The organism is Massilia sp. FBCC-B171 (genome assembly GCF_059134155.1).
In genome coordinates this window covers 4494424-4513220 of the sequence record NZ_CP101443.1, presented here as the reverse complement: position 1 = coordinate 4513220, position 18797 = coordinate 4494424, and the positions used below count along the sequence as shown (strand labels likewise).

The window sequence follows — 18797 nt, the reverse complement described above, 5'->3', positions numbered from 1 at the left end:
CCGCAGGCGGGCAGAACAGCTCTTGAGCGTCTAATGATAATGGATTATCATTATCAAATCCGGCCGCGGCCATGTGCTTTTGCCGGCGCCATGCGCAACTCTCCACGACAAGGACCTTCAACATGCCCCTTCCTACCTGCAAACCGACTCCCCTCACGCTGGCGCTCCTGTGCGCGTTCGGCGCGCCGCTCGCCCACGCCCAGTCGGGCACCGCCAGGCCGCATACCGATCCGGACAGCATTCCGACGGTGGTGATCTCGGCCAGTGCACTCGGCTTGCTGGAAGACGACATGATCACGCCGGTCACCTCGCTCTCCGGAGGCGAGCTGGTGCGGGCACGTGAATCGACCCTGGGCGAGACCTTGAACAACCAGCCTGGCATCACCTCGAGCCATTTCGGCGCTGGCGCCAGCCGCCCGGTGATTCGCGGCATGGATGGCCCGCGTGTGAAGATCCTGTCGGACGGAGCAGAGATCCAGGACGCGTCGACGATCAGCCCCGACCACGCCGTGGCCTTTGAGCCGGTACTGGCCGAACGGATCGAGGTGCTGCGCGGTCCGTCCGCGCTGGCCTATGGCGGCGGGGCGGTGGGCGGCGTGGTCAACATCATCGACCGCAAGATCCCGACCCGGCAGCCGGACAAGGCGTTCGAAGGCAGCATGGAACTGCGCGCCAATTCGGCCGCCCGCGAAAAGACCGGCGCCTTCGAGGCGACCGGGGCGCTTGGCCGCAACCTGGCGATCCATGCCGAGGGCGTCAAGCGCGACGCCGGCGCCTACCGTGTCGGCGAGGGCTGGGAAGAGGGGCGCCGCGTCGGTGGCAGTTTCAAGCAATCCGAGTCGGGCAGCGTCGGCCTGTCCTGGGTGGGCGAGCGCGGCTTCCTGGGCGCGGCGTTTACCAAGGAGCGTAACGAATACGGCATCCCGGGCCACAATCACGAATTCGGAAGCTGCCACCCGCATGGCGACCACCTGCATTGCGGGGGCCATGGGGACGAGGCGGAACACGGCCATGAAGGCGAGGAGCATGGGCATGAGCACGGGACCGAAGACGTCCCGATCGTCAAGCTTGACAGCGACCGCTGGGACCTGCGCGGCGAACTGCGCAATCCGGTCCCCGGCATTACCAGGGCGCGCCTGCGTGTATCGTTGACCGATTATCGCCACGACGAAATCGAGGACGGCGTCATCGCCACCAGCTTCTTCAACAAGGGGCGCGACGCGCGCGTCGAACTGGAACACGTGCCGCTCGGCGGCTGGCGCGGCGTGCTTGGCGCCCAGAGCTCGCACCGCGATTTCAATACCGCCGGCGAAGAAGCCTACGTGCCACCGACGGTCACGAAAAAGCATGCCGTCTTCCTCACCGAAGAGTACAAGCTGGGCGACTGGCGTTTCGAGGCCGGCGCGCGCCACGAGTGGCAGAAGATCGCCGTCGACAGCCCATCGCAGAGCGATACCAGCGCGCGCGGCACCTCGCTGGCCCTGGGCGCCGTCTGGAAGTTCAGCCCCGACTATTCGCTGCGCGCTTCGGTGGCGCGCAGCCACCGCCTGGCGACGGCCGAAGAGCTGTACGCGGACGGCGCCCACCTGGCCACCAGCACCTGGGAGATCGGCAACCCGAACCTGGACAAGGAAACCTCGAACAACCTCGACCTCACCTTGCGCAAGTTCGCCGGCGCCACGACCTTCTCGCTGAGCGCCTTCCACAACAAGATGGGCGATTACATCTACGCCAGCACGCTCGACAACCACGACGGCTTCCAGCTGGTCGAGTACGCGCAGCGCGACGCTACTTTCCGCGGCCTGGAAGGGGAGGTGCGCCATAAGTTCTCGCCGAACCTGGAAGCGACGCTGTTCGGCGACTATGTGCGCGCGCGCTTCGACCAGGGTGTCGACGGCGGCGCCGGCAGCCGCAACATCCCGCGCATCGCGCCGCACCGCATCGGCGCGCGCGTGAATGCGCACTGGCAGGCCTGGCACGGCATGGCCGAGTTGTACCGCGTCGGCACCCAGGACGACGTGGCCGCCTTCGAAACGCCGACGGCGGGCTACAACATGCTCAATATCGGAACCCACTACACGACCCGCATCGGCGGCGTGCCGGCCCAGCTCTATGCGCGCCTGAACAACCTGACCGACGAACTGGCTTTCAGCCACACCTCGTTCATCAAGCGCGCGGCGCCCCTGACGGCACGTAACCTGACGGCCGGCGTGCGCTTCATCTTCTGATGCGAGGGCTGATCCGCGTCGCCGATTACGCCGGCATGGCGGCGTCGGCCTTGTGCCTGGTGCACTGCCTGGCCATGCCGCTGCTGCTGGCGGCATTTCCCCTGCTCGGGCTGGGTGGGGAGCACCACGCCTTGCATGACGCGCTGTTGCTGGGCGTCACCGTGCCGGTACTGCTGGCGCTGGTGCCGGGCTACCTGGCCCACCGCGATCCGGCACCCCTGCTGCTGGGCGGCAGCGGGTTGGCCATCTTCCTGGTGGCAGTGCTGGTGGCCGGCCCGCGCCTGGGTCATGCCTTCGAGACGGCGCTTGCGGTGGCCAGCAGCTTGCTGCTGCTGGCGGCGCACCGGCGCAATCACGCCTTCTGCAGGCGCTGCGCAAGCGGCCACTAGGCCGATGCGGCTCCGGGCCGGCAATCGCTGCACAGGCCGTACAAGGTCAATTCGTGCGATTCCAGCGCGAAGCCGTCCGGCGCCAGCTTTCGCATGTCGCCAGGGCAGGCGTGCACTTCAAAAACGCGGTCGCAGGACCGGCAATGGAAGTGATGATGGTGATGGTGGCCGGCGATCTCGTAGCGGTCGCTGCTGCCCGGCAGCGACACCGTGATGATCTCGCCCGCCTCGAGCATCGACTTGATGCTGCGGTAGATGGTCGCCAGGCCGATGCCCGGTACCACGCCTTGCGCGTGTTCGAGGATTTCCTGCGGGGCGAGTGGACGCCCGGCATCGAGGATGCACTGGTGGACTGCCTTGCGCTGTCGCGTGTTTCGTTCCATGACTCAGGCCTCGCCCCTGGCCACCGGCCGCTTCGGATCCGCACTCCACTCGCTCCACGACCCCGGATACAAGGCCGCCCCCGGCATCCCCGCCACCTCCAATGCCAGCAAGTTGTGGCAAGCCGTCACCCCCGAGCCGCACTGCATGATCGCGTCCTTCGGATCATCGATCACGCCTGCAAACTCCTCGCGCAGCTGCTCCGGCGCCTTGAAGCGCCCGTCGTTGTGCAGGTTGTCCTTGAAGAAGCGGTTCTTCGCGCCCGGGATATGGCCGCCCACCGGATCGATCGTTTCGTTCTCGCCCCTGAAACGGTCGGCCGCGCGGGCGTCGACCACGGTGCGCTGTTCGGTCTCGATATTTTCCAGCACCTCGGCCACTGTCACCGTCGGCACGAAAGGCGCGCGCACGGTAATGGTGCCGGCGCTGCGCGGCTCGGGCGGATCGGACGACAGGGGCTGGCCCAGCGCCTGCCAGGCCGGCAGGCCGCCGTCGAGCACCGCCGCGGCCTCATGCCCGAGCCAGCGCAGCAGCCACCACAGGCGCGCCGCGTACATGCCGCCGTGGGCGTCGTAAGCGACAACCTGCGTGCCGTCGTTGACGCCCCAGCGCCGCAGCACCGCCGCCAGCGCTTCCTTTTCCGGCAGCGGATGGCGGCCGCGGAAGGCGCCGTCTTCACCACGCTTGGCGCCGGACAGTTCGGTTTCCATGTCCGCGAACACGGCATGCGGCAGGTGGCCGGCGGCGTAGGCTTCGCGGCCGAAGGCCAGGTTGACCAGGTCGTGCCGGCAGTCGACGATCACCCAGCCGGCGTCGTCGATGTGTGTGGCAAGGTCAGGGGCGGAAATCAAGGTCGTGTACATGTTGCTCCTCACAGTTCGCTTGCGATCGGGTCGGTCTTTTCCAGCGCGGCGCCGCGCGCCGTTTTGCGCGTATTGTAGAACGTCGCCGCGATGCCGGACGCCAGGATCACGCCGATGCCGACCCAGACGGTCCAGTTGAAGCGGTCGCCCCAGAGCGCCAGGCCCCACAGGCTGGAAAACACGATGCCGGTGTACTGCAGGTTCGCCACCACCAGCACCTTGCCGACCCGGTAGGCGCGCGTCATCGCCATCTGCGCCATCAGCGCGGCCGCGCCGATGCCCAGCAGGAGCAGGGCGCTGCCTGTGGTGTGGCCATGGAAGGGCATGCCGGTTGCCTGGCCGTCGCCGGCCAGCACGCCGGCAAGACCCGCCAGCATGGTCGTCAGCGAAAAATAGAACACGACCCGGTATTCGGGCTCGCCCATCTGGCCGAGTTTGCGCACCTGCATATAGGCCATCGCCGAGATCACCGAGGAGCAGACGCCGGCCAGGCCGCCGAGCCACTGGTTGCTTTCGACCGCCGGCTGCAGCACCAGCGTCACGCCGAAGAAGCTCGCGCCCACGGCCAGCACCAGCGGCCATTCGACGGTACTGGTGCGCGACCACCAGCCGGCGACGAACAGCCCGGCGGCCATCCAGATCGGCGCCATGTAGTTCAGCGTCATGGCGGTAGCAAGCGGCAGTTTGCCGATGGCGAAGAACCAGAGCCAGAGCGAGGTCACGCCGACCGCGCTGCGGAACAGGTGCTCTTTCGGGAAGGTGGTGCGGAAGGTGCCGCCGCGGTGGCGCACCAGGGCGAACAGGATCACGGCGCCGATCAGGCCGCGGTAGAACAGCAGTTCGGAGGTGGTGTAGAACTCGGAAGCGAGCTTCACGCCGGCGCCCATGGCGGCAAACGCGAAGCTGGCGAACAGCATCCAAAGTGAAGGCATTACATTCCTGGGGTGACTGAAAAACTGGATAGACGATACAGCAGCTTGCGGTGGCGCGCAGGGCCGGGGGGCGGAAAGCAGGGAAGCGCGGGCGCCGAAATGCAGCGTGGCCCCGGTCGGGGCCACGCGTCGGCATGTCGCCTACAAATCGATCTTGCTGCGGTACCACTCGTGGAAGTGCTGCATCCCGTCTTCCATCGGCGACTGGTAAGGGCCGACTTCGTTGACGCCGCGGTCGAACAGGATCTTGCGTCCGGCATCCATGCGCTGGGCGATCTCGTCGTCCTCGACGCAGGTTTCCATGTAGGCCGCGCGTTCGGCTTCGACCAGTTCGCGCTCGAACAGGGCGATCTCTTCCGGATAATAGAACTCGACCACGTTGCGCGTCTTTTGCGGCCCCATTGGCCACAGGGTCGACACCACCAGCACGTTCGGATACCACTCGACCATGATGTTCGGATACAGCGTCAGCCAGATCGCGCCCTGTTTCGGCGCCTGGCCGCCGTTGAACTTCAGCACCTGCTCCTGCCACTTTTTATAAGTCGGCGAGCCGGCCTTCTGCAGGCCGCGGTTCACGCCCACGGTCTGCACGCTGTAGTCGCGGCCGAATTCCCAGGTCAGGTCTTCGCAGCTGACGAAGTTGCCCAGGCCCGGGTGGAAGGGCTCGACGTGGTAATCCTCCAGGTAGACTTCAATAAACGTCTTCCAGTTGTAATCGACCTCGTGGATTTCGACGTGGTCGAACAGATAGCCCGAGAAGTCGAGGTCTTTGGTGACCGACATGCTATTCAACTTGTCCATCACGTCGTAGCCGTTCTGCTCGAACAGCAGGCCGTTCCAGCTTTGCAGCGGCGTCTTCGACAGGTTCAGGCAGGGCGTCTCCGCGAAATGCGGGGCGCCGATCAGCTCACCCTTGAGGTCGTAGGTCCAGCGGTGCAGCGGGCAGACAATGGTGTTGGCGTTGCCGCGGCCATTGAACATCAGCGCCTGGCGATGACGGCAGACGTTGGACAGCACCTCGATGCCGTTGGCGTTGCGCACGAGCATACGGCCTTCGTTTTCGGAAGGCAGGGTCGCGAAATCGCCAGTCTCCGGCACCATCAGTTCATGGCCGACGTAGCGCGGGCCCTTCTGGAAGAGTTGCTGGATTTCGCGCTGCAACAGCGCATTGTCAAAATATACATTTACCGGAAGCTGAGCGCAGGAGCGCGCCAGCTTGGCGTGGGTAGCCAGATCGGACATCCCAACCCCCCTTTATAAAAGCATCACCGCAAGGAAGAGAAAGAATCCAAAGACCAGTATTTTTAGTTAAGGAAATACGGTATTTCGGACAGAACCGGAGATTATATCTCCTGACGAGCTCTAGCGTCGCGGTCCGTCGCGAGATTGTGGGGAGGAATGGCACAGGTCGTGCCGAAATCGCATCGTTTTCATGGAAATGCAGACAGTTGGAATGTAGAGGAACTTACCTATTAAGAAACTCTGCATTCGCGCAGGCCACCCCTGGAGTGTGGATTGTTTTAAAATACGCGATTAGATTCCCCTGCGGCGCACCCTAAGCGCATATGGGAATCGCCAGCCCAACAGAATAAGACATTATGGCAAATATTACTAACGCGGGAGCGGCGACGGCCCCAGCCTCTTTTGAAGAGGCAATGGCCGAGCTGGCCCAGCTCGTCACCCAGATGGAAGGCGGCCAGTTGCCGCTGGAAGCCTCGGTCGCTGCCTATGCGCGCGGTTCGGAGCTGGTGAAGTATTGCGCGGCCCAGCTCGAAAAAGTCGAGTCCCAGGTCAAGGTACTCGAGGGCGACATGCTCAAACCCTTCAGCGCCGACGGCGCAGGCGAGGCGATGCAATGACGGAGATGCTGCCGTTCGCAGCCTGGATGACGAGCGTGCAGGCCGAAGTCGAGGATGCCTTGTCGGGCTTCCTGCCGGCCGCGCACCAGGTGCCGTTCAAGCTGCACGAAGCGATGCGCTATACGGTGCTCGGCGGCGGCAAGCGCGTGCGCCCGCTGCTGGTGTATGCCAGCGGCGCGCTGTTCAATGCCGACGCCGCTGCGCTGGCGCGTGCCGCCTGCGCCCTCGAGATGATCCACGCCTATTCGCTGGTGCACGACGACATGCCTTGCATGGACGACGACGCCCTGCGCCGCGGCAAGCCGACCGTGCACGTGGCCTACGACGAAGCGACCGCCCTGCTGGTCGGCGACGCGCTGCAGGCCCAGGCATTTCAAACGCTGGCGGACGGCGCGTCGCTGCCCCCGGCGCGCCTGGTCGCCATGCTGCGCCTGCTGGCGCAAGCGGCAGGTTCCGGCGGCATGTGCGGCGGCCAGGCGATCGACCTGGACAGCGTCGGCCTGGCGCTGAACCTGGAACAGCTCGAGCGCATGCACCAGCTGAAAACCGGCGCGCTGCTGCATGCCGCGGTGCTGCTGGGCGCGATGTGCGGCAAGGATTTGAGCACAGCGGAACTCGAAGCCCTGGGCGCCTACTCGAAGGCAGTGGGACTGGCCTTCCAGGTGGTCGACGACATTCTCGACGCCACGGCCGATTCGGCCACGCTGGGCAAAACCGCCGGCAAGGATGCGGCCGACAACAAGCCGACCTATGTGTCGATCCTCGGCCTGGAAGAGTCACAAGCACTGGCGCAGCAATTGCGGCGCGACGCGCATGATGCGCTGGCGCCATTTGGAGAACAAGCACTGCGGCTGCGCGAACTCGCGGACCTGATCGTGCAGCGGAAGGCATAAATGAAACTGCTAGAAACCATCAACGACCCGTCCGACCTGCGCCAGCTCTCGCGCAGCCAGCTCACGCCCCTGGCCAGCGAGCTGCGCCAGTTCCTGCTCGACTCGGTCTCGAAAACCGGCGGCCACCTGTCCTCGAACCTGGGCACGGTCGAACTGACCATCGCGCTGCACTACGTGTTCGAGACGCCGCACGACCGCATCGTCTGGGACGTGGGCCACCAGACCTATTCGCACAAGATCCTCACGGGCCGGCGCAACCGCATGGGCAGCCTGCGCCAGCTGAACGGCCTGTCGGGCTTCCCGAAGCGCGACGAAAGCGAATACGACACCTTCGGCACCGCCCACTCGTCGACCTCGATTTCGGCGGCGCTCGGCATGGCCGCCGCCGCCCGCATCAAGGGCGAGCACCGCCACGCGATCGCCGTGATCGGCGACGGCTCGATGACGGCCGGCATGGCCTTCGAAGCGCTGAACAATGCGGGCGTCGAGGAAGACTGCAATTTGCTGGTGGTCCTGAACGACAACGACATGTCGATCTCGCCGCCGGTCGGCGCCCTGAACCGCTACCTGGCGCGTTTGATGAGCGGCCAGTTCTACGCCGCCGCCAAGACGGTCGGCAAAAGCGTGCTGCCCGGCCCCTTGCGCGAACTGGCCAGCCGCCTGGAAGAACACGCGAAGGGCATGGTGGTCCCGGCCACGATGTTCGAGGAATTCGGTTTCAATTACATCGGCCCGATCGATGGGCACGACTTGGACTCGTTAATTCCGACGCTGGAAAACATCAAGAAGCTCAAGGGCCCGCAGTTCCTGCACGTGGTCACCAAAAAGGGCCAGGGCTACAAGCTGGCCGAGGCGGAGCCGATCCTGTACCACGGCACGGGCAAGTTCAATCCGACCGAGGGCATCATCCCGGCCACCAGCCCGAGCAAGATCACCTACACCGAAGTCTTCGGCAACTGGCTGTGCGACATGGCTGCGATCGACCCGCGCCTGGTCGGCATCACGCCGGCCATGCGTGAGGGTTCGGGCATGGTGCGCTTCCACCAGCAGTACCCGGAGCGTTACTTTGACGTCGGCATCGCCGAGCAGCACTCGGTGACCTTCGGCGCGGGCCTGGCCACCGAAGGCATGAAGCCGGTCGTCGCGATCTACTCGACCTTCCTGCAGCGCGGCTACGACCAGCTGATCCACGACGTGGCCCTGCAAAACCTGGACGTGACCTTCGCGCTCGACCGCGCCGGCCTGGTCGGCGCCGACGGCGCAACCCACGCGGGTAACTACGACCTGCCTTTCCTGCGCTGCATCCCGAACATGGTCGTCATGGCGCCGTCGAACGAGAACGAGTGCCGCCAGATGCTCACGACTGCCTACCACTATCCCGGCCCGGCCGCGGTGCGCTATCCGCGCGGCGCCGGCGTCGGCACGCCGATCGTCGAAGAGCTTAGCTCGATCGAACTCGGTAAAGGTGAAATCAAACGCCAGGGCAAGGACATCGCCATCCTCGCCTTCGGTTCGATGGTCGCGCCGAGCCTGGGCGCAGCCGCCGACCTGAACGCGACGGTCGCCAACATGCGCTTCGTGAAACCGCTCGACGTCGAACTGGTGAAGAAGCTCGCTGAGGACCACGCCTGCTTCGTCACCGTGGAAGAGGGCACGACCATGGGCGGCGCCGGTTCGGCCGTCGCCGAAGCGATGGCCGCTGCGGGCATCGTCAAGCCGCTGCTGATCCTGGGCTTGCCCGACAAGTTCATCGACCAGGGCGACCCTGCGGCGCTGCTGGCCTCGGTCGGGCTGGATGCGAAGGGCATCGCCGCATCGATCCGCGCGCGCTTCGGCGCGGCGGGGGAGCCACGGCTTGTAGTCAACAACACGTAAACGAAGGGACGTAGGGTGGGCGGGGAACCCGCCCACCCTACGTGTCACCGCCCCCGCGTACACACATACACCGCCCCCGCACACACCACGAATCCCGCCACCGACAGCCACCCCAGCCGCTCGCCCAGCACCGCATACCCCATGAAGGCGGTCACGCCCGGAATCAGGTAGAACAGGCTCGCCACCTTGCTCGCCTCGTTCTTGCGCATCATGACGAACAGCAGGCTAAAGCCTCCGATCGAATTGACGATCGACAGCCAGGCCGTTGCGAACAGCAGCCCAGGCGTCCAGCGCACCGCAAAATCCTCGACGCCAAGGGCCAGCACCAGGGCCACCGCGCTGGCCGCCGTCAGCTGCACGAAGCTCCCCGTGCGCAAGTCCATCCCGGTACAGAACTTCTTCTGGTACAGCGTGCCGAGCGTGATGCCGGCCAGGGCCAGCACGCAGGCGCCGTAGCCGGCAAGGCCCGCCGAGCCGGTCCCGATCCGCTCGACTACCACCAGCGCGACGCCGCACAGGCCCGCCGCGAGGCCGATGCGTTGGCGCACGCCGGTGCGCTCGCCGAGGAAGACGCTGGCGCCCAGCGCCGTAAAAATCGGCATGGTCCCGACGATCAGGGCCGACACGGCCGCCCCGACGCCCAGCTTCAAGCCTGTATACAAGCCGCCGAACTGCAAGGCCTGGAACAGCAGGCCGACCACGACCAGGTGGCCGACCTGGGCCGCGCTGGACGGCCAGGGCGCGCGCGTGATCAGCGCCACCACCAGCAGCACCAGCGCCGCCACCGCAAAGCGCAGGAAGAGCAGGGTGAAGGGGCCGGCATACGGCAGGCCGATCTTGCCGACCACGTAGCCTGTACTCCAGAGCAGCACGAACAGGACGGGCAAGGAAAACAGCCCGGCGCGCAGGTTGCGCGTGGCGGGAAGGCTGAGGGTGGTCATGGTGGTCTCTCTCGTTGTCGATCGTTCGAGCTTAGTCCGTTGGCGAATTGGATACAATGTGCCAACTGAGCAATACATTGTTTCCGGATTGGATACCATGAGTGAACTAGCATGAGAGAACTACAGCCCCGCGACTTCAGCGACCTCTGGGCTTTTGTGCGCATTGTCGACAGCGGCAGCTTTTCCGAGGCCGCGCGCCAGATGGGCACGACCAAGGCCAACATCAGCAAGCAGCTCACCCGCCTCGAGCGCGCCCTGCAAACGAAGCTGCTGAACCGCTCGACGCGGCGCCTCGGCACGACCGAAGCCGGTCTCGAGATCTACCGCCACGCGGTGCGCATGATCGACGAGGGCCGGGCCATCGAAGCGGCGATCGCCGGCATGCAGAACGGCCCGGCCGGCACCCTGCGCGTGACGACCTCGATGGCCTTCGGGAATACCCAGCTGGCGCGCCTGCTGCCCGGCTTCATGGAACGCTACCCGGAAGTGAACGTGGTGCTGCACCTGTCCGACCGCGTGGTCGACCTGGTGGAAGAGGGCATGGACGTCGCGCTGCGCCTGACGCCGCAAGTGACCCTGAACAGCGCCGTGGCGCGCCCGGTCGGTCGCCTGCGGCACGTGCTGGTGGCCTCGAACGCCTACCTGGCACGGCATGGCCGGCCGGCGTCGATCGCCGAGCTGGAGAAACACCGCTGCCTGGCCTTCGGCGAGTCGCGGGCGGGCAGCTGGAATTTCATGATCGACGGCGCGAAGCAGCAGCTGCGCTTCGAGAGCGCCCTGACGGCCAACAGCAGCCAGTCGCTGCGCATGGCGATGCTGGGCGGCGTCGGCATCGCGTTGTTGCCTACCTATATAGTCGGCGACGATATCGCCGGCGGGGCCGCCGTGCACCTGCTGCCGGAGGCCGCGCCGCTCGGTCCTTTCGGCGACCGGCTCTACGCTATCTATATGGAGAACCGCTTCCTGCCGCAAAAGACCCGCGTGTTTATCGATTACTTGCTCGAAAGAATCGGCGATACGCCGGATTGGGATGCATTTCTTAATTAATCAGGGAAATGTTTAATTGCATTGGGACACTTTAATTACTGAATTATCATCGGTTAATAGGATAAATTAATCGGGATTCTTTACATAATACTCAAATGCAATATATATTATTTAGTTAAGTCTTTGATTTTAAAGAGATTGTTGTATGTGGCACGCATATTGCTAATACATGCTTACTTGTCCCCTCAATCGCTTTAACGAATAAGAGCTTAATATGAAATTTCTGAAAAAACTTGCTTGCGCCGCTGCTGTTGCTGTTTCCTTCGCTGGCGCCGCTAACGCTGCTACCGTGATGAATGACTGGGTCTTCAATCCAGTCGGCACCGGTTTCTCCGCTGGTCAGCAAGTCAACGAATACCTGGACGTGAACGGCAGCGCCTTCATCCAGATCAACCCAACCGGCGGTTCGAGCTTCTCGTTCACCGAGCACGCTGCCTTCAACATCGTCCAGGCTGACAGCAACGGCGCGCTGTTCCCAGTGAACTTCACTGGCGGCAACATCACCGCAACCTTCGAAGCGACCGGCAGCGGTAACTTCAGCGGCGCCTTCACGTTCAGCAGCGGTACCATCCGCATGTACCAGAACCCAACGAACGGCCAGTACGGCAGCACCACCGGCATGTACGGCGCCAACCTGGGCAACGAAATCGCTACCTTCACCGTGATGGCTGGCGGCGGCGGCATGGTCGATGCAAGCGGCTCGCCAACCAACAACGGTCAAGTCACCGTGCTGGCACGCGCCGACATGGGTTCGCTGGATTCGGGCTACTTCTTCCGTGAAAACGGCGACGACCTGTCGATGGAATCGATCCTGGCCTTCGCTTTCACCAACGCCAACACCATCTCGCAGCCGACCGCGAACCAGGTGTCGGAAATCGCTTGCGAATTCAGCGGCTACTGCGCAGCTGATGCAGGCACGAATTCCCCGCGTCACTTCTTCGTTGGCAACAACGGTCAGTTCAAGCTGGCTGAAGTGCCAGAGCCAGGTTCGCTGGCCCTGTTCGGTATCGCTCTGCTGGGCGCCGGCGTCGTGAGCCGCAAGCGCGCTACCAAGGCGTAATCAGGCTTCGCATACTGCTGGCCCTGTCTAACGACAGTGGGCAGCGGAAAAAGCCGGTCAGCGAAGCTGACCGGCTTTTTTCATTGGGAAACGGCAAACCTGCCTGCCGCCCTCAGCCTGCTGGCTTGCCGAACAATTCTTCGGCGCGGCGGAACAGGATCCAGGACGTCGCGATCAGCTTGTCGCCGCTGACCGGCACATGCCCCTTGTGGGTATGCGTGAAGCCGGCCGGCGCGATGATCAGGCGCCCCTTGCGCGCCGCCACCTTACGCTCCTGGTAGAGGAATTCGGTCTCGCCGCCCTCGCGCACATCGTTCAGGTAGAACTGGAACAGCAGCACGCGGTGCAGGGTCTCGCAGCTGGCGTTTTGCGGATAAATCTCGGAATGCCAGTGGTGGTAGCCGCCGGTTCCCTGCAGGTATTTTTGCAGGTTGATGGGGCCGCAACGGTACATCGACTGCAAGAGCGCCGCCAGGTGCGGCCTGCCGCATTCGTCAAAATTCTCCAGCGACAGCGCCACCGGCTGCCCGGTCTGCGGATGCGCAACCATCGGCGCCAGCGCGCCCAGCACCAGCGCGCGGTACTGGTCGATATACGTGGCGAGATGCTGCGCCACGGCGCCCATCATCAGGTTGCCCACGTCATGCCATTCGGGGTGGGGACCGATGGTGAGGTCCCAGCTGTCCTTCTTGCCGGTGTCGACGCCGTTGCCGGTGCGCCCGCGCGCGACCTTGTCGCTGGCCTCGAAGCGGGCCAGGATGGCGTCGCATTGCTGCGGCGTGAGGGCATCGTCGTAGATGCCGATGAAGTCGTTCAAGGCTGATCCTTTACGCTGTGCGCTTCTGTTCATTTCTCGCTCAACAGTGTACCTGCTGGCAGGTCGGGCCGGCCCGGCTGATGCTGTCCAGTGCTTGCGTCAATTTCCCCGAAAAACTCAGCAATAAAATAACAATATGCCATCAATATGTTGCGCAAGAACAACGCTTTCGCCGGCGTGTCAATACGCCCGCCCGGTGTGATTTTCGGCGAAAACGCTGCGATCGATACGTAAATGACCACGTATATACAAACAACTACGCCGATACCCATCACACATACTCACTCAAAAATATTTCCTTCTTCTAAACCTTGTGGTTTTTAGTGCATTTTGTAAATACAATTATTTATTCCCTTGTGTCATGCATACGCGTGGGGCAGGCCTGGGGAAAAAGAGACTGTCTGCCGACTTGTCGGCTGGCTCAAAAAAAATATTGGGAGATGATTTTTATGGCAGCAAAGACAAAACTGGCTCGTGCGCTCACGCTGGCGTTTGGCGTGACCGCACTGAGCTTGGGAATGAGTTCGACGGTGCTGGCCCAGTCGAATACGACAGGTAATGTGTTCGGCGCGGTGGACAGCCCTGCCGGCGCGACGGTCGTCATCGAGAACCTGGACACCAAGCTGCGCCGTACGACCTCGGTCGAGAACAACGGCCGCTAGCAGGCAACCTCGCTGCCGCCTGGCCGCTACTCGGTCCAGCTGGTGCGCGACGGTAAGGTGATCGATACCCGCAAAGTTGAGGTGCTGATCGGCCAGGGCGCCGAAGCTGCCTTCACAACCCAGAAAGTCCAGGTTTACCGGCCGCCGCCGCGCGATCGACGTCACCAATACCAACAACGGCGCCACCTTTACTGCCGCCCAGCTGCAAAAACTTCCCATCGCACGCAACGTCGAATCGATCGTCCTGATTGCGCCGAACACGACCCAGGGCGACAACCGCTACCCGGGCGGCGCCAACAGCTTCGGCGGCGGCGCGGTGTCGGAAAACTCGTACTACGTCAACGGCTTCCCGGTCACCAACCCGCTGACCCAGCTGGGCTACATGGAACTGCCCTTCGGCGCGATCGGCCAGGCCCAGATCCTGACCGGCGGCTTCGGCGCGGAATTCGGCCGTTCGGTCGGCGGCGTTGCCAACATCACCACCAAGAGCGGTACCAACCGCTGGGAAGTGGGCGGCGTCGTGCAGTGGGAGCCGAAACAGCTGTCGGCCAGCCAGGAAGACATCCGCTATCCGGTCGTCGGCGGCAGCAACACGGTTGCGACGGACGGGACCCTGTACCGCCTGCGCTCGCAAAACGAGACCGATCGCAAGCTGGTCGGCGTCAGCGTCGGCGGTCCGATCGTCCAGGACAAGCTGTTCTTCTTCGGCTCGCTGGAGTCGTCGCGCACCGACTTCGAGGGCACGAATGCGGTCAACGGCCTGCGTACCAACACCTCGTCGGGCATCCGCGGCTGGGAAAATTCGCAGACCGATACCACCCGCTACCTGGTCAAGCTCGACTGGAACATCAACGATAACCACCGCCTCGAGTACACCGGTTTCGGCGACACGTCGAAGAAGGATAAATTCTTGTCCGGCTTCAACTACGCCAACGGTGCGCGCAACGGCACCACCGGCGCCAGCGAACACTACAAGAACTTCCAGAACGAAACGCCAGTCGGCGGCATCGTCAACATCGCCAAGTACACCGGCAACCTGACCGAGAACCTGACCTTGCTGGCCCTGTATGGCCGCTCGACCACGAAGCACGAGAACCGCTACGGCAGCTACGCCGGCGTGAACCCGAACGTGTACCAGGTGACGTCCGCGCCCGCGAACCGCGTCCCCGCCATCGCCGCCAACTATGTGAATCCGAATCCTGTCAGCGGCAACGTTCCAGTAACGGGCGGCAAGGATACGGTCGAGTCCGCACGTCTGGACCTGGAATACAAGCTGGGCAGCCACACGATTCGCGCCGGTATCGACGAGAACCGACTCAGTTCCGAAGACGCCGGCCTGTTCCGCGCAGGCGGCGGGCTGTGGGCCTACGGCCGCAGCTCGCAGCCGGCCACCACCGCGATTCCGCTGCAAAACGTGGTCGTCGCACCGGCCAGCGGCGGCGGCTACGGCGCCCAGGGTTACTACGTGACCGAAACCAAGTTCACCTCGATCACCGATGCCTATTCCGACCAGTCGGCGCAGTACATCGAAGACCGCTGGCAAGCTACCCCGAACCTGCTGCTGACCCTGGGCCTGCGTAACGAGCAGTTCGAGAACCGCAACGGCGACAAGCAGAAGTTCATGGACATGAAGGACCAGATCGCGCCGCGCTTCTCGGCCGCCTGGGACGTCAACGGCGACGCATCGATGAAAGTGTTCGGCAGCGCCGGCCGCTACTTCGTGCAGGTGCCGACCAATATCTCGGTGCGTGGCGCATCGCGTTCGCTGTTCACCAGCCAGAGCTTCACCTACACCGGTGTCGACCCAGCCACCGGCGCCCCGCAAGGCCTGGTGGCCCTGGTGCCGGCCCCGTTCTCGACCAACAACGAGTACTTCCAGGTCAAGCATCCGCAGACCGTCGCCGCGCAAAACCTGCAGCCGACCTACCAGGACGAGCTGACGCTGGGCTTCGAGCGCGCGCTCACGCCTGACCTCTCGTTCGGCGTTCGTGCGACCTACCGCACCCTGAAGTCGACCATCGACGACATGTGCGACAACCGTCCATTCCTGGCCTGGCTGGCACGTAACCCGGGCGTGAACACGTCGAAGTGGACCGGCTTCGGCTGCGCGGCCTTCAATCCGGGTGAGGACAACACCTTCCTGGTCGACTTCGCCAACACCGGCACCAACCTGACGGAAGTCAAGCTGAGCAAAGCCGACCTGGGCTTCGACGAAACCAAGCGTACCTACAAGGCCGTGGACGTGTTCCTGGAGCACCCGCTGCGCAATGGCTGGTACGGCAAGGTGAACTACACCTGGTCGAAGAACTACGGCAACACCGAAGGCCAGACCCAGTCGGATATCGGTCAGCTCGACGTGTCGCACACGGTCAGCTGGGACAAGCCTGAGCTGATGCGCGGCAAGTACGGCCCGCTGCCGAACGACCGCACCCACCAGCTGAAGGCGTTTGGTTTCTACCAGATCACGCCTGAGTGGATGGTGGGCGGTAACATGCTGGCGCAATCGGGCCGTCCGAAGAACTGCCTCGGCGCCGACCCGACCGTGCCGGCCGCACACAGCTATGGTTCGTACTACGACACCTGCTTCGGCCGTCCTGCTCCACGCGGTTCGGAAGGCCGTCTGCCATGGACGACCCGCGTCGACCTGAACGTGGCCTACATGCCGGCCTTCGTGCCAGGCCTGTCTGCGAAAATCGACGTGTTCAACATCGCGAATCGCCAGACCCCGCAGTCGATCCAGGAACAGCTCAACAGCGGCTCGACCCAGACCCTGCTGGACAGCTACCACCGTGTCCTGTCGACCCAGACGCCACGGTATGGCCGCTTCACGGTGGAGTACAACACCAAGTTCTAAGCAGGTGTTTGCCTGACCGCCGGCGCAAGCCTGCGCTCAATGCAGTGATCACCGTGCACCCCGCAAGTCGCGAGACTTGCGGGGTGTTTTCGCTTTGAGGCCTATTCGACCTTGCCGATCTTGTGCACGGCTTCCTTGAGCTTCTTCGAATCCTCGGCGATATAGGCCTGGAATTCCGGCGTGTCGAGGTATTGCAGCGGGCTGCCCGCCGAGCTGATGGTCTGGCGCACCTGCGGATCGTTGGCGGCCACGCGCGCCGCTTCACGCAGCTTGGCGACCACCGCGTCCGGCGTATCGGCCGGCACGAACAAGCCGGACCATTGCGCGAATTCGACCGGATGGCCCGCCTCCTTCAGGCTCGGCACGCCAGGGAAGGCGGCCAGCGACTCGTTGCCCCAATGCCCCAGCACGCGCAGCTTGCCCGCCTTGACGTGCTGGGCCACGCTGGCCGGCCCGGTCGATAAGGCATTCACCTGGCCGCTCAGCAGCGCCATCACAGCCGGCGCGGCGCCCGTGTAGGGCACGTGGAGCAGGTTCAGCTTCGCTTCCGACTTGAGCATCTCCATCGGCACGTGCATGGTGCCGTAGTTGCCCGAGGAGCCGAAGCTGTAGGCGCCCGGCTTGCTGCGCGCGGCGGCCACAAACTCGGCGATCGTTTTCCACGGACTGTCGGCGCGCACCACCAGCACGGTCGGGTCGGCGGTGAAGCGGGCGACGGGTTTGAGCTGCGCCATCTGGTACAGCGGCTTGCGGCCGGTGATCTTGTCGGCTTCGGGAATGATCGAGATCGAGGACAGCGCCAGCAGGATGGTATAGCCGTCCGGCGTGGCGCGCGCCACTTGTCCCATGCCAATCGCGCCGCCGGCGCCGCCCTTGTTTTCGATGATGATGCTTTGTTTCAGATGGCGCTCCATGGCCGCGGCCACGGGACGCGCCACGGTATCGGCGACGCCCCCGGGCGGGAAGGGGACGACCATCGTGATGGTCTTGGAAGGCCAGGCATCGGCGGCGCCGGCCAGGTTCGAAACGACGCCACACAGTAATCCGGCGACCAGGACTGGCATTTTCATGAAGTGCATTTTTTTCATCGTGCTCTCACTTTGAATTCGGTTGGTTCAAGCGGCGCTGGGCTCAGCGGACCGTGTTGTTGATCGTGCCGATGCCGTCGATCGAAATGCGCACCACGTCGCCGGCCTTCAGGAATTTGGGCGGCTTGAAACCAATGCCCACGCCGACCGGCGTGCCGGTGACGATGACGTCGCCCGGGTGCAGTTCGATCCCGGCGGAGATGGTTTCGATCAGGGTGGGAATGTCGAAGATCAGGTCGGCCGTATTCGCATCCTGGCGCAGTTCGTCGTTGACCCAGCACTGCACGCGCGTATTGGCCGGATCGATGGCGTCAGCCGTGACGATCCACGGGCCCATCGGGCAGAAGGTGTCGAGCGACTTACCGAGGAACCACTGGCCGTGCAGCTTTTGCAGGTCGCGCGCGGTGACGTCGTTGACGACCGTGTAGCCCCAGACGTGGGAATAGGCGTCTTCCTTGCGGATGCCGCGGCCGCCTTCGCCGATGACCACGGCCAGTTCGGCCTCGTAGTCCATCTGCTGCGTCACTGCCGGGTGGGACTGGATGTCGTCATGCGGCCCGACGATGGTGCTGGCCGGCTTGGTGAACACGTTCGGCGCCGATGGCGTGACCTGGCCCGACGAATCGAAACCCGAGCCGCTGAATTCCTTGGCATGCTCGTGGTAGTTTTTCCCGACCAGGAACAGGTTGCGGTCGAGCCGGCTCAAGGGCGCCTTCAGGCGCATGCCTGCCAGCGGCTGTGCCGCGCCGACGGGTTTGAGCTGCTTGGCCGGGTCGCGCATGGCCTTGATCAGGTCGAGCATGTCGCCCTTGAACCCGGCAATCTCCTGATACTGTTCGCCGGCCTCGTCGACGATGACGACCCGGGATTCGTCGTTGACTTCGATGGTTGCTATGCGCATTTGATCC

The 18797-nt window shown here is 63.9% G+C and carries 18 protein-coding genes; 9 read left to right on the top strand and 9 right to left on the bottom strand.

Features of this window, described 5'->3' with window-relative positions; all coding sequences use genetic code 11:
• Positions 1–122: 122 nt before the first annotated feature.
• Both NMB41_RS20480 and NMB41_RS20475 read left to right on the top strand, forming a co-directional pair.
• Positions 123–2228 (top strand): TonB-dependent receptor domain-containing protein, encoded by a 2106-nt coding sequence (locus NMB41_RS20480; RefSeq protein ID WP_494379639.1) that lies wholly within the window; start codon positions 123–125, stop codon positions 2226–2228.
• Positions 2228–2617, top strand: coding sequence for a MerC domain-containing protein (locus NMB41_RS20475; RefSeq protein WP_494379638.1), 390 nt, complete (start codon positions 2228–2230; stop codon positions 2615–2617). The genes NMB41_RS20480 and NMB41_RS20475 overlap by 1 nt, the downstream gene beginning before the upstream one ends.
• On the opposite strand, the gene NMB41_RS20470 is transcribed toward NMB41_RS20475, so the two are convergent.
• The 4 genes from NMB41_RS20470 to NMB41_RS20455 all read right to left on the bottom strand — a co-directional run bounded on the left by NMB41_RS20470 (position 2614) and on the right by NMB41_RS20455 (position 6035).
• Entirely contained in the window at positions 2614–3000 is a 387-nt protein-coding gene (locus NMB41_RS20470) for a Fur family transcriptional regulator (protein WP_494379637.1), read from the bottom strand. The genes NMB41_RS20475 and NMB41_RS20470 overlap by 4 nt on opposite strands.
• A gap of 3 nt (positions 3001–3003) precedes the next feature.
• Positions 3004–3861, bottom strand: coding sequence for a sulfurtransferase (locus NMB41_RS20465; protein ID WP_494379636.1), 858 nt, complete (start codon positions 3859–3861; stop codon positions 3004–3006).
• Between the two features lie 8 nt (positions 3862–3869).
• Positions 3870–4793: a DMT family transporter gene (locus NMB41_RS20460; protein ID WP_494379635.1), complete on the bottom strand. Its 924-nt coding sequence runs from the start codon at positions 4791–4793 to the stop codon at positions 3870–3872.
• 141 nt (positions 4794–4934) lie between these two features.
• Positions 4935–6035 (bottom strand): aromatic ring-hydroxylating oxygenase subunit alpha, encoded by a 1101-nt coding sequence (locus NMB41_RS20455; RefSeq protein WP_494379634.1) that lies wholly within the window; start codon positions 6033–6035, stop codon positions 4935–4937.
• 356 nt (positions 6036–6391) lie between these two features.
• On the opposite strand from NMB41_RS20455, the gene NMB41_RS20450 reads away from it, so the two are divergent.
• Genes NMB41_RS20450 through dxs form a run of 3 tightly spaced genes read left to right on the top strand, consistent with a single transcriptional unit; the run spans position 6392 to position 9420 of the window.
• Positions 6392–6652 (top strand): exodeoxyribonuclease VII small subunit, encoded by a 261-nt coding sequence (locus tag NMB41_RS20450; RefSeq protein WP_494379633.1) that lies wholly within the window; start codon positions 6392–6394, stop codon positions 6650–6652.
• Positions 6649–7545 carry a polyprenyl synthetase family protein gene (locus NMB41_RS20445; protein WP_494379632.1) on the top strand — a complete coding sequence of 299 codons (897 nt, stop codon included), beginning with the start codon at positions 6649–6651 and terminating at the stop codon, positions 7543–7545. The genes NMB41_RS20450 and NMB41_RS20445 overlap by 4 nt, the downstream gene beginning before the upstream one ends.
• Positions 7546–9420, top strand: a complete 1875-nt coding sequence (dxs, locus tag NMB41_RS20440; protein ID WP_494379631.1) for a 1-deoxy-D-xylulose-5-phosphate synthase — start codon at positions 7546–7548, stop codon at positions 9418–9420.
• A gap of 44 nt (positions 9421–9464) precedes the next feature.
• Here the strand turns inward: dxs and NMB41_RS20435 are convergent, their stop codons facing one another.
• A complete protein-coding gene (locus tag NMB41_RS20435) occupies positions 9465–10361 on the bottom strand; it encodes a DMT family transporter (protein ID WP_494379630.1) in 897 nt (298 codons plus the stop codon).
• A gap of 111 nt (positions 10362–10472) precedes the next feature.
• On the opposite strand from NMB41_RS20435, the gene NMB41_RS20430 reads away from it, so the two are divergent.
• Together NMB41_RS20430 and pepA are read left to right on the top strand one after the other, a co-directional pair.
• Positions 10473–11408, top strand: coding sequence for a LysR family transcriptional regulator (locus tag NMB41_RS20430; protein ID WP_494379629.1), 936 nt, complete (start codon positions 10473–10475; stop codon positions 11406–11408).
• A 214-nt stretch (positions 11409–11622) separates the two neighbouring features.
• On the top strand, positions 11623–12468 hold the full coding sequence (pepA, locus tag NMB41_RS20425) for a flocculation-associated PEP-CTERM protein PepA (protein ID WP_494379628.1): 846 nt from the start codon (positions 11623–11625) through the stop codon (positions 12466–12468).
• A 112-nt stretch (positions 12469–12580) separates the two neighbouring features.
• Here pepA and NMB41_RS20420 read toward each other — a convergent pair whose 3' ends face one another.
• Together NMB41_RS20420 and NMB41_RS20415 are read right to left on the bottom strand one after the other, a co-directional pair.
• The gene (locus NMB41_RS20420; protein WP_494379627.1) at positions 12581–13285 is read right to left on the bottom strand and encodes a 2OG-Fe(II) oxygenase; all 705 of its coding nucleotides are present in this window, start codon (positions 13283–13285) and stop codon (positions 12581–12583) included.
• Positions 13286–13314: 29 nt separating this feature from the next.
• The gene (locus NMB41_RS20415; RefSeq protein WP_494379626.1) at positions 13315–13557 is read right to left on the bottom strand and encodes a hypothetical protein; all 243 of its coding nucleotides are present in this window, start codon (positions 13555–13557) and stop codon (positions 13315–13317) included.
• Positions 13558–13734: 177 nt separating this feature from the next.
• Here NMB41_RS20415 and NMB41_RS20410 point away from each other — a divergent pair, with 177 nt between their 5' ends.
• The gene (locus NMB41_RS20410) at positions 13735–13947 is read left to right on the top strand and encodes a hypothetical protein (protein ID WP_494379625.1); all 213 of its coding nucleotides are present in this window, start codon (positions 13735–13737) and stop codon (positions 13945–13947) included.
• 316 nt (positions 13948–14263) lie between these two features.
• Positions 14264–16801 carry a TonB-dependent receptor plug domain-containing protein gene (locus tag NMB41_RS20405; protein ID WP_494379624.1) on the top strand — a complete coding sequence of 846 codons (2538 nt, stop codon included), beginning with the start codon at positions 14264–14266 and terminating at the stop codon, positions 16799–16801.
• A gap of 101 nt (positions 16802–16902) precedes the next feature.
• On the opposite strand, the gene NMB41_RS20400 is transcribed toward NMB41_RS20405, so the two are convergent.
• The gene (locus tag NMB41_RS20400; protein ID WP_494379623.1) at positions 16903–17871 is read right to left on the bottom strand and encodes a tripartite tricarboxylate transporter substrate binding protein; all 969 of its coding nucleotides are present in this window, start codon (positions 17869–17871) and stop codon (positions 16903–16905) included.
• A gap of 61 nt (positions 17872–17932) precedes the next feature.
• On the bottom strand, positions 17933–18790 hold the full coding sequence (locus NMB41_RS20395) for a fumarylacetoacetate hydrolase family protein (RefSeq protein ID WP_494379622.1): 858 nt from the start codon (positions 18788–18790) through the stop codon (positions 17933–17935).
• Between the last annotated feature and the right edge of the window lie 7 nt (positions 18791–18797).

Coding starts and splice junctions, on each gene's coding strand:
- NMB41_RS20480 (WP_494379639.1), top strand. CDS start 123: ATGCCCCTTCCTACCTGCAAACCGACTCCCCTCACGCTGGCGCTCCTG.
- NMB41_RS20475 (WP_494379638.1), top strand. CDS start 2,228: ATGCGAGGGCTGATCCGCGTCGCCGATTACGCCGGCATGGCGGCGTCG.
- NMB41_RS20470 (WP_494379637.1), bottom strand. CDS start 3,000: ATGGAACGAAACACGCGACAGCGCAAGGCAGTCCACCAGTGCATCCTC.
- NMB41_RS20465 (WP_494379636.1), bottom strand. CDS start 3,861: ATGTACACGACCTTGATTTCCGCCCCTGACCTTGCCACACACATCGAC.
- NMB41_RS20460 (WP_494379635.1), bottom strand. CDS start 4,793: ATGCCTTCACTTTGGATGCTGTTCGCCAGCTTCGCGTTTGCCGCCATG.
- NMB41_RS20455 (WP_494379634.1), bottom strand. CDS start 6,035: ATGTCCGATCTGGCTACCCACGCCAAGCTGGCGCGCTCCTGCGCTCAG.
- NMB41_RS20450 (WP_494379633.1), top strand. CDS start 6,392: ATGGCAAATATTACTAACGCGGGAGCGGCGACGGCCCCAGCCTCTTTT.
- NMB41_RS20445 (WP_494379632.1), top strand. CDS start 6,649: ATGACGGAGATGCTGCCGTTCGCAGCCTGGATGACGAGCGTGCAGGCC.
- dxs (WP_494379631.1), top strand. CDS start 7,546: ATGAAACTGCTAGAAACCATCAACGACCCGTCCGACCTGCGCCAGCTC.
- NMB41_RS20435 (WP_494379630.1), bottom strand. CDS start 10,361: ATGACCACCCTCAGCCTTCCCGCCACGCGCAACCTGCGCGCCGGGCTG.
- NMB41_RS20430 (WP_494379629.1), top strand. CDS start 10,473: ATGAGAGAACTACAGCCCCGCGACTTCAGCGACCTCTGGGCTTTTGTG.
- pepA (WP_494379628.1), top strand. CDS start 11,623: ATGAAATTTCTGAAAAAACTTGCTTGCGCCGCTGCTGTTGCTGTTTCC.
- NMB41_RS20415 (WP_494379626.1), bottom strand. CDS start 13,557: ATGGGTATCGGCGTAGTTGTTTGTATATACGTGGTCATTTACGTATCG.
- NMB41_RS20410 (WP_494379625.1), top strand. CDS start 13,735: ATGGCAGCAAAGACAAAACTGGCTCGTGCGCTCACGCTGGCGTTTGGC.
- NMB41_RS20400 (WP_494379623.1), bottom strand. CDS start 17,871: ATGAAAATGCCAGTCCTGGTCGCCGGATTACTGTGTGGCGTCGTTTCG.
- NMB41_RS20395 (WP_494379622.1), bottom strand. CDS start 18,790: ATGCGCATAGCAACCATCGAAGTCAACGACGAATCCCGGGTCGTCATC.